Annotated in this window: 10 protein-coding genes; 6 read left to right on the forward strand and 4 right to left on the reverse strand. The window is 70.2% G+C overall.

The window, feature by feature from the left end:
• Positions 1-5: 5 nt before the first annotated feature.
• From lhgO to VKG64_08025, 4 genes are all read right to left on the reverse strand, one after another.
• Positions 6-1,208: an L-2-hydroxyglutarate oxidase gene (lhgO, locus tag VKG64_08010; protein ID HKB24985.1), complete on the reverse strand. Its 1,203-nt coding sequence runs from the start codon at positions 1,206-1,208 to the stop codon at positions 6-8.
• A 6-nt stretch (positions 1,209-1,214) separates the two neighbouring features.
• A complete protein-coding gene (locus VKG64_08015) occupies positions 1,215-1,421 on the reverse strand; it encodes a type II toxin-antitoxin system HicB family antitoxin (protein HKB24986.1) in 207 nt (68 codons plus the stop codon).
• A 215-nt stretch (positions 1,422-1,636) separates the two neighbouring features.
• A complete protein-coding gene (locus VKG64_08020; protein HKB24987.1) occupies positions 1,637-1,960 on the reverse strand; it encodes an NIPSNAP family protein in 324 nt (107 codons plus the stop codon).
• A 45-nt stretch (positions 1,961-2,005) separates the two neighbouring features.
• Positions 2,006-3,118: a CsgG/HfaB family protein gene (locus VKG64_08025; GenBank protein ID HKB24988.1), complete on the reverse strand. Its 1,113-nt coding sequence runs from the start codon at positions 3,116-3,118 to the stop codon at positions 2,006-2,008.
• A gap of 168 nt (positions 3,119-3,286) precedes the next feature.
• Here VKG64_08025 and VKG64_08030 point away from each other — a divergent pair, with 168 nt between their 5' ends.
• From VKG64_08030 to VKG64_08055, 6 genes are read left to right on the forward strand one after another with little or no spacing between them, the layout of a single operon-like run.
• Entirely contained in the window at positions 3,287-3,739 is a 453-nt protein-coding gene (locus VKG64_08030) for a MaoC family dehydratase (GenBank protein HKB24989.1), read from the forward strand.
• The gene (locus VKG64_08035) at positions 3,736-4,614 is read left to right on the forward strand and encodes a CoA ester lyase (protein HKB24990.1); all 879 of its coding nucleotides are present in this window, start codon (positions 3,736-3,738) and stop codon (positions 4,612-4,614) included. Before VKG64_08030 ends, VKG64_08035 begins: the two co-directional genes overlap by 4 nt.
• A 20-nt stretch (positions 4,615-4,634) precedes the next feature.
• The gene (locus VKG64_08040; GenBank protein HKB24991.1) at positions 4,635-5,654 is read left to right on the forward strand and encodes a zinc-dependent alcohol dehydrogenase family protein; all 1,020 of its coding nucleotides are present in this window, start codon (positions 4,635-4,637) and stop codon (positions 5,652-5,654) included.
• A complete protein-coding gene (locus VKG64_08045; protein ID HKB24992.1) occupies positions 5,651-6,958 on the forward strand; it encodes an aminotransferase class III-fold pyridoxal phosphate-dependent enzyme in 1,308 nt (435 codons plus the stop codon). Before VKG64_08040 ends, VKG64_08045 begins: the two co-directional genes overlap by 4 nt.
• Positions 6,955-8,616: an ABC transporter substrate-binding protein gene (locus VKG64_08050; protein ID HKB24993.1), complete on the forward strand. Its 1,662-nt coding sequence runs from the start codon at positions 6,955-6,957 to the stop codon at positions 8,614-8,616. Before VKG64_08045 ends, VKG64_08050 begins: the two co-directional genes overlap by 4 nt.
• Before the next feature lie 33 nt (positions 8,617-8,649).
• Complete coding sequence (locus VKG64_08055) at positions 8,650-9,588, forward strand: ABC transporter permease (GenBank protein HKB24994.1); 939 nt, start codon at positions 8,650-8,652, stop codon at positions 9,586-9,588.
• Positions 9,589-9,650: the final 62 nt, after the last annotated feature.

The following is a 9,650-nucleotide window of genomic DNA, read 5'->3' on the forward strand; positions in this document are numbered from 1 at the left end:
CGGAATTACGGGAGTCCGAAGGTCTCGGCGGCGAGCCCCGCGACGTGGCGGCCGATCGCGAGCGACGCCGTCGCCGCGGGTGAGGGCGCGTTGAGGACGTGGATCGCGTCGGGCCCGGCCACGATGCGGAAGTCGTCCACGAGCGAGCCGTCGGGGCTCACCGCCTGGGCGCGCACACCGGCGCCGCCGGCCGCCAGATCCTCCGCGCGGAGGTCGGGCACCAGGCGCTGGAGCGCCCGGACGAAGGCCGGCTTGCTGAGCGAGCGGTATACCTCGTACGTCCCCATCCGCCAGTAGCGGCGCGCCATCGCCCAGAAGCCGCGGTAGGCGAGGGTGCCGGCGAGCTCGCGCGGACTCACGCGCGCGAAACGGTAGCCCTCGCGGGCGAAAGCCAAGACCGCGTTCGGTCCCGCCTCGACGTCGCCGTGCACGGTGCGCGTCAGGTGGACGCCGAGGAAGGGGAACTCCGGGTCGGGGACCGGGTAGATGAGGCCCCGGACGAGCGTGCGGCGCTCCGGGCGGAGCATGTAGTACTCGCCCCGGAACGGGATGATCCGCACCTCCGGGCGCGCGCCCGCGAGGCGCGCGACCACGTCGGAGTAGAGCCCGGCGCAGTTGACCAGCCGCCGCGCCCTCACGGTGAGCCGCGTGGCGGCGAGCTCGACACCGTCGCCCGTCCGCGCAATCGCGGTCACGCGGGCGCCCGTCTCGATCGCGACGCCCGCGGCGGCGAGCTCGCGCGCCATGGCCTGGGCGACCTCCACGTAGTCCACGATGCCGGTGGACGGCGAGTGGATCCCGCGCAGGCCCGCGGCGTGGGGCTCGAGCTCGCGCAAGCGTGCGGGCTCGAGCAGCTCCACGGGCACGCCGTTCGCGCCGCCTCGCTCGTAGAGGGTCTGGAGCCGCGGCAGCTCGGCCTCGGTCGTCGCGACGATCACCTTGCCGCAGCGCTCGACGCGGATCCCGTGCTTCTCGCAGAACTGGTACATCAGGGCCTTGCCCTCGACGCAGAGCCGCGCCTTGTACGAGCCCGGCTTGTAGTAGATCCCCGAGTGGATCACGCCCGAGTTGTGGCCGCTCTGGTGCGCGGCGAGCTTCGGCTCCTTCTCGAGGATCACGAGGCGCGCGCCGGGCGCCCGCTCGCGGAGCGCCCGCGCGGTCGCGAGGCCGACGATGCCGCCCCCGATGATCGCGACGTCGTGGGTCATTGGACGCTACGCCTCCACATAATCGCAGATCGTCGTCGGTTGAGGCACCCGGAGGCCCTCCTTCTTGAGCCCTTCCACGTGGAAGCGCACGGCCCTTCTGATCTCGCGAGAGACCTCTCGCACCGTGCGTCCCGTGGCGACGCATCCAGGAAGGTCCGGGACGTACGCCGAGTAGTTCCTCTTGGCCTTCTCGATCACCACTCCGTATCGCATCAGTGACGTTCCTCGATTTGTGCCTGTTTCAAAATACTCTTGAGCGTTCCCGGCGCGAGGTCGCTCTCGATGGCTGCCTTTTACACGATCAAGATACCAGCCGTCGTCCTGAAGAATTCGGATGATCTCGCTGACCTTCACTGCAATCTTCTAACGCATTGCAGCCTCGCGGCGGAAGTCCCGAATACGATACAGCGCGGCGCTGCGACATCGTCCTATTGCAGCGGGGAGAAGCTCGTCGGCTTCCAGATCTTGTTGACGACGCGCTCGACGAGGGGGCCGTTCACCTCGCTCGCCTTCCGCGCCGCCTGCCACTCCGGGTCGGCCATGAACGCCGCCCACACCCGCTGCCGGTGGGCGAGGTCGTCGTAGGCGCAGATGTAGACGAGCTCGTTCGACTCGCCGACGACCGTCTCCCAGAAGCCGACGACGCGGATCCCGTGCTTCTTGAAGAGGTTCATCGTGACCTCGGCGAAGCGCTTCTGGATGTCGGGCATGCGGCCGGGCATGACGTAGTACGCGCGGTATTCGTAGATCACGGGATGATGCCTCCTCTCAGGAATATGGACGGCGATGATACCGCATCACGGCGCTTCTCTCCCGCCCGTGGCCGGCGCGAGCCTCACGTCGTCGAAGGTCCCGAGGCCGGAGAGCGTCACGGCGACCTCCCGCGCGCTCCGCGGCGCCCTGAACGTCACGCGCAGCGTCTTCACGTCGCCCGCCTTGAGCTGGCCCGACGTGAACCCGTCGGCGCTGATCACCGCGTAGGTCTGGCCCGTGGCGTAGTCGAGCAGGAGGCTCTTGCCGGGCACGAGCTCGAGCTTCTCGGACTGCGCCTTGCTCCCGTCCAGCGTGAGCGAGACCACGACCGTGAGGACCGCACCCCGGACGGTCGCGTCCGTGAGCCGGGCGACCACGTTCGGGTCGCGGTCGGTGCGGATCGGGGCCACGGCCTTCGGCGCCGCCGGCGCCGCGCCGCTCGTCGTGCTATGGCGATAGTAGACGCCCGGCGTCTTGCCGACGACGAAGTCGACTGCCTTCTTGATCATCTCGCGGACCGCCGTCTCCATCGGCGTCTTCGCGAAGCCGCCGAGGCCGGCGCCCATCGGGCCGCTGACGCCGGCCGCGACGGTCGTCGCCTCGCCATGGGCGCTGGTCGCCGCGACGATGCGCCCGGTGCGGACGTCGATCACCCGCAGGTCCATCGCGATCGAGGCTTTCCTGTACCCGAGGCCGCCGAGGATCGAGCCGAATCCGCCGGGGATCCCGCCGATCGTGATGCCGCCCCCCGAGGTGCCGGGATCGAACCCCGTGACGGCCGCGGTCACGAGGAGTTCCGCGCCCTCCAGCTCGCCGAGCGGGACCGTCGCCTCTTGCCGGTGGAGGTCGGAGGTCCCGCTCCGGAGCTCCTGGATCACGCCCTCGAGCTTCTCGCGCTCGAGCACGATGTAGCGGTTCGTCTGGAAGAGCGCCGTCGTCAGCATGTCGCGCATCCCGCGCCCGTACTCGGCGCGGTAGACGCCCGTGCTCGACATCTTGTCCTCGAAGTCCTTGACGGCGATCCGCGCCTTCGGGCCGTCGTAGGCCTCGGCCTGCACGGCCGCGATGCCCGGAATGTGCTCGGTCGTCGCCTCCCGCTTCGGACCCCCGGGCTGCTCCAGCTGGGCGCAGCCGCTCAGGACACATCCGAGCGCCACGAGCCAGGCTCCGGTGAGCCGGACCCCCGACGCGGCGTCCCCCCTGCCCCGTGGGCGTGATCTCGACATCGCAGCGGAGCCTGACACACCGCCGCGACGACATCAATGTGTGGGTTTGTGACCGCGGCTCGATTGGATATACCATCACGCCACCGAGGAGGAGCGGCGATGGCGGGCAAGTACTTCGAAGAGCTCGAGGTGGGACAGACCTTCAAGCACCAGCCCGGGCGCACGGTCACCGAGGCCGACAACGTCTTCTTCACTTGCCTCACCATGAACCCGCAGCCGCTGCACCTCGATTTCCACGCGGCGTCGAAGGCCGAGTTCGGCAAGCCGCTCGTCAACAGCCTCCTCACCCTCGGGATCGCCGTCGGGCTCTCGGTCGGCGAGACGACGCTCGGCACGACGGTCGGGAATCTCGGGTTCGAAAAGGTCGAATTCCCCAGGCCGGTCTTCCACGGCGATACCGTCTATTCGGAGACGGAGGTCGTGGGCAAGCGGGAGTCGAAGTCGCGTCCGCAGTGGGGCATCGTCACCTTCGAGCATCGAGCGCGGAACCAGCACGGCGAGGTCGTCATGGTCGCGCGCCGTAACGCGATGATGCGGAGGAAGACCGCGTGAGCCGCCGGCGCTCGCTCCACTTCGTCCCGGGCGGCAACGAGAAGATGCTCGCCAAGGCGCTCACGCTGCCCGCCGACGGCCTCATCCTCGACCTCGAGGACGCGGTCCCGCCCGACCGCAAGGCGGCGACGCGCCCGATCGTGGCGGAGTGGCTCGGCGGCCGCGCGTTCGGCGGCCGCGAGCGCTGGGTGCGGATGAATCCGATCTCGGGCCCGCTCGGCCGCGAGGATCTGGAGACGACGATCGCGGCGCGGCCCGACGGCTACGTGGTGCCGAAGCCGCGCCACGCCGGCGACGTGCGCGAGATCGCCCAGGCGCTCGACCGCCTCGAGCAGCGCCACGGGATCCCCCACGGCGCGACGCGGCTCACGCTGATCGCGACGGAGACGCCCGAGGGGCTCCTGAACATCCGCGAGGTCGCGACGGCGTCGCCGCGCGTCGTGGCCATCTCCTGGGGCGTCGAGGACCTCGGCGCCGCCATGGGGCTCGCCCGCGTGCGGGACGCCGAGGGGCGCTACCTCGACATTCCCCGTCACGCGCGCGTCATGTGCGCCGTGGCGGCGGCCGCCGCGGGCGTCGAGGCGCTCGACACCGTCTACACCGACATCGCCGACCTCGCGGGCCTCCGGCGCGAGTGCGAGGACGCGGTCGCGATGGGATTCACCGGCAAGATCTCGATCCACCCGAGCCAGGTCCCGGTGATCAACGACGCCTTCACGCCCTCGAAGGAGGCTGTCGCCGAGGCCCGCGAGCTGGTCGCCGCGTTCGCGGAGCACGCGCGCCGCGGCGTCTACGCGTTCACGTTCAGGGGCCGGATGGTGGACGCGCCGCACCTCGCGGGCGCGAAGAAACTGCTGGCTCGCGCGGGAGAATAGCCACGCGCGCGCGAGTCCTGGTGCTCGCCGCCCAGGCGCCGATCGAGACGCGGCCGCTCAGGCTCGAGCAACGGCCCGTCCCGGAGCCCGCGCGGGGCGAGGTCCTCGTCAGCGTCCTGGCGTGCGGCGTGTGCCGGACCGACCTCCACGTCGTCGAGGGCGACCTGCCGCTCGTCCGCTCGCCGATCGTGCCCGGCCACCAGGTCGTCGGCCGCGTGGAGCTCGCGGGCCGCGACGCCACGCGTTTTGCGGCCGGCGAGCGCGTCGGCATCGCCTGGCTCCGCGCGACCTGCGGCGCCTGCGGCTTCTGCGCCTCGGGCCGTGAGAACCTCTGCGAGCGGGCCGAGTTCACCGGCTGGCACGCCGACGGCGGGTTCGCCGACTACGCCGTCGTCCCCGAGGCGTTCGCGTACCGGATCCCTGAAGCCTTCACCGACGCCGAGGCGGCGCCGCTCCTCTGCGCCGGCATCATCGGCTACCGCGCGCTCAAGCGCGCCGAGGTCCGGCCGGGCGGCAGGCTCGGCATCTACGGCTTCGGCTCGTCGGCGCACGTCGCGCTGCAGGTCGCGCGCGCCCGCGGCGTGGAGGTCTACGTGTGCACGCGCGGGGCCTCGCGGCGTGAGCTCGCGCGCCGCCTCGGCGCCGCGTGGGTCGGCGACGTCCGCGACGCGATGCCCGCGCCGGCGGACGGCACGATCATCTTCGCGCCCGCGGGGGATCTCGTGCCCGTCGCGCTCCGGAACCTCGCGCGGGGTGGGACGCTCGCCCTGGCCGGCATCCACATGACGCCCGTGCCCGCGCTCGACTACGCGCGCGAGCTCTTCCACGAGCGTCAGGTGCGGAGCGTGACGGCGAACACGCGCGCCGACGGCGAAGAGCTGCTCGCGGAGGCCGCGCGGATCCCGATCCGCCCGGAGACGACGGCGTTCGACCTCCCGGACGCGAACCGGGCGCTCGAGCTCCTGAAGCACGGCGGCTTCCCGGGCTCGGGAGTGCTCTTGACCGGCTCGCGTTCTCGAGTATCATCGCCCCACTCATGACAGACCAAGACGACTTGCTGCGACGCGCCGCGCGCGTGCTGCCCGGCGGCGTGCTCGGGAGCCACCGGAGCGGTCCCGGCCTCGAGTTCGTGGTCAGGGAGGGCCGCGGCGCGTACCTCTGGGACATGAACGGCCGCCGTTACCTCGACTACCTCCTCGGCTCGGGACCGATGCTCCTCGGCCACGCGCACCCCGCCGTCGTCGCGGCGGTCGAGCAGCAGATGGCGCGCGGCACCTCGTACTTCCTCCTCAACGAGCCCGCGATCCAGCTGGCCGAGGAGATCACGCGGGCGGTGCCGTGCGCCGAGCAGGTGCGCTACACGTCGAGCGGGAGCGAGGCGACGTTCTTCGCGCTCCGCGTGGCGCGCGCGTTCCGCAAGCGCGAGAAGGTCATGAAGTTCGAGGGCGGCTTCCACGGCACGCACGACTATGCGCTGATGAGCGTGACGCCGCGCTCGCCGAAGGCGTTCCCGGCGCCCATGACCGACTCGGCGGGCATCCCGCACGCGCTGGAGGGCGAGGTGCTCGTCGCGCCCTACAACGACCTGCCGACCGCCGAGGCGCTGATCGCCGCGCATCACGACGAGCTCGCGGCGGTGCTCATCGAGCCCTACCAGCGGACGATCCCGCCGGCGCCGGGCTTCCTCGCGGGGCTCCGCGCGGCGACGCGGCGCCACGAGGTCCCGCTCGTCTTCGACGAGATCGTCACGGGCTTCCGCTTCGCCTACGGCGGCGCCCAGGAATTCTACGGCGTCGTCCCCGACCTCGCGGCCTTCGGCAAGGTGCTCGCGGGCGGGTTTCCGCTCGCGTGCGTCGCCGGCCCGAAGGTGATCATGCGCCACTTCGACGCCGCGCTCGAGGGCACGCCGGAGTACGTGTGGCAGGCGGGGACGTTCAACGGCAACGCGATCGCGTGCGCCGCGGGCCTGGCGACGCTCGCCGAATTGCGCAAGCCCGACACGTACGCGAGGCTCTTCCGGACCGGCGGGCGGCTCCGCGACGGCCTCGCCGCGGCCGTGCGGAAGCACGGGCTCGCCGCGCAGGTGAGCGGCGAGCCGCCCGTGTTCGACATCGTCTTCACCGACCGTCCGATCGTGGACTATCGGGCGACGCTCACCGCCGACCGCGAGCTGATCAAGCGCTTCAACCAGGAGCTGCTGCGGCGCGGCGTGGTGAAGGCGGTCAACAAGATCTACGTGTCGCTCGCCCACACCGACCGCGACGTCGACGAGACGCTCGAGGTCTTCGACCAGGCGCTGGCGGCGCTCGCGGCCGGCGTCTCCGGCGGGAGGATGCCCCCATGACTTCCAGCACGACGCACGAGAACTCCCCGAGTCGGCGCGAGCTGCTCAAGGTCGGGGCGGGAGCGTTGGCGGGCGCCGCGGTCCTCCCGTACCTGGGGCCAGGCGCCGCGGAGGCGCAGACACCCAAGCGGGGCGGTACCCTGCGCCTGACCTTCCTGGCGGACCCGCTCCACTTCGATCCTCACCAGACGGTCTCGTTCGTGACGATGGTTCCGCTCTCGTTCGTCTACAGCCGGCTCGTGAAGGTGAAGGCGGGCCCGTCCGTCAAGCCGATGACGTATCCGGTCGAGCCCGACCTCGCCGAGTCGTGGACCCAGACGAACGACACGACCTATATCTTCAAGCTCCGGAAGGGCGTCCGCTGGCATCCGAAGCCGCCGGTCAACGGACGCGAGCTGACGGCCGACGACGTCAAGTACACCTACGAGCGGTTCCTCACGATCACGGGCAACCCCAACAAGCCGGTGCTCGAGTACGTCGACAAGATCGAGGCCGTCGACAAGCACACGGTCAAGTTCACGCTCAAGGAGCCGAACGCCTGGTTCCTGGACCTGCTGGCGTCGACCTCGACCTGGATCATCGCCAAGGAATGCGTGGAGAAGTTCGGCGACCTCAAGAAGGTCGAGTCGGTCGTCGGCACCGGGCCCTGGATGCTCGAGCACTGGGAGCCGAACGTCAAGCTTGTCTACGTGCGTAACCCGAACTACTTCGTCCCCAGGCTGCCCTACGCGGACGGCGTCGACGTGCTGATCGACAGGGATCCGTCCTCACGCCTGGCCGCGTGGCTGAGCGGCAAGACCGACTTCGGCCCCGAGTACCAGCACGCGGTGCGCTGGCTCGACGCGCCGCTGGCCCGGCAGCGGAAGCCCGGGCTCCAGACCGCCGAGTACACCTGGTTCACCAGCGGCGCCATCGGCTTCAAGCTCGGCAACCCGCCGTTCAACGACGTCCGGGTCCGGAGGGCGCTGGCGCGCGCCAGCAACCTCGCCGAGGTGTTCGAGTCCCTGGCCTTCTCGCAGGGCCACTGGGCGCCCAACCCCGCCGTTCCCGCCGCGTTCGCCGACTGGTCGATTCCGATCGACCAGCTCGGACCCGAGGGCCGCAAGCTCTACGAGTTCAACACCGCCGAGGCCAAGCGCCTGCTGGCCGAGGCCGGCCTCCCGAACGGATTCAAGACCTCGGCGGAGGCGGCCGCGACGGTGTACGGGCCCGACTACGACGACTTCGTGCAGATCACGCTCAAGAACTGGAAGGCGGCCGGCATCGACGCCGATCTGAAGCTCAAGGAGTACGGGGCGTTCATCTCCAGCACCATCTTCGGGAAGTTCGACGGCATGTTCGTCGGGCTGCGCGGCGCCTGGGCCGACCCCGAGGCGTACTTCTACCGCTGGTTCATGCCCGGCCAGCCGCTCAACGTCTGGGGCGTGAACGATCCCAAGCTCACGGACATGATCAGGCTTCAGCGGCGCACCTTCGACGTCGCCAAGCGCAAGCAGGTCGTGTTCGACATCCAGCGATACCTCGGCGAGCAGGCGCTCTTCGGCCCGGACGGATCGATCAAGATCCTCTCCGCCTGGGACGCGCACATCAAGAACTACATGCCGAACAACGGCTTCGATTACGGTGGGCGGCTGATGGCCGCGTGGATCGACAGGTAGACCGCGTCGCCCCGGGTGGTATCCGGGACCGTCATGCGTGTCTACGTTCTTCGCCGTCTGCTGGTCGCCCTCCCGTCGTTGCTCATCGCATCGCTCATCGTGTTCACGCTGCCGCGCCTGATCCCGGGCGACGTCGTCCAGCTCATGCTCCAGGAGAAGGCGTACGGCAAGGACCTCGAGGACCTCCGCGCGAAGCTCGGACTGAACCGCCCGATCCACGTGCAGTACTTCGACTGGCTCGGGTCGATCGCACAGGGGAACTTCGGGGAGTCGCTGTGGACCCGCCAGCCGGTCCTCACTGAGCTGGCGCGGCGGCTACCCGTGAGCGCCACGCTCGGGGTCATGGCGACCGCCGTGGCCATCGTGATCGGCATCCCCATCGGTGTCCTCGCCGCCATCCGCCAGGACGGCGTGCTGGACTTCTTCGCCCGTAGCGCCGCCATCCTCGGTCTCTCCATCCCGGCCTTCGTCACCGCGATCCTCGTGACCCTGCTCCCGGCGATCTGGTGGGGGTGGACTCCGCCGCGCTTCGTCGAGCTCTCGAAGGACCCCGCGGCGCACATCGTCCAATTCATCTTGCCGGCGATCATCCTCGGTGTCGCCTCCGCCGCCGGGATCATGCGGCTGACGCGCGGGATGCTGCTCGAAGTGCTCCGGCAGGACTACGTGCGGACGGCGTGGGCGAAGGGCCTGCGCGAGCGTGTCGTGGTGCTCAAGCACTCGCTGAAGAACGCGCTGATCCCGGTGGTGACGGTGCTGGGGCTCCAGGTGGCCGCCATCGCCGGCGGCGCCGTGATCATCGAGTGGATCTTCGGGATCCCGGGCATGGGGCAGTTCCTCGTCGAAGCGATCGTGCAGCGGGACTACCCGGTGATTCAGGGAGTCAACCTGGTCATCGTCGGCATCATCGTCGTGACGAACCTGTCGGTGGACCTCGTCTACGCCGTGCTGGACCCGAGGATCCGCTACTAGGCGCGTGGCGAATTCCGTCCAGACCCTTCCGGTTCCGCAGACGCTGCCGCGGCCGTGGCGGT

The organism is Candidatus Methylomirabilota bacterium, assembly GCA_035260325.1.
Taxonomy (GTDB): domain Bacteria; phylum Methylomirabilota; class Methylomirabilia; order Rokubacteriales; family CSP1-6; genus AR19.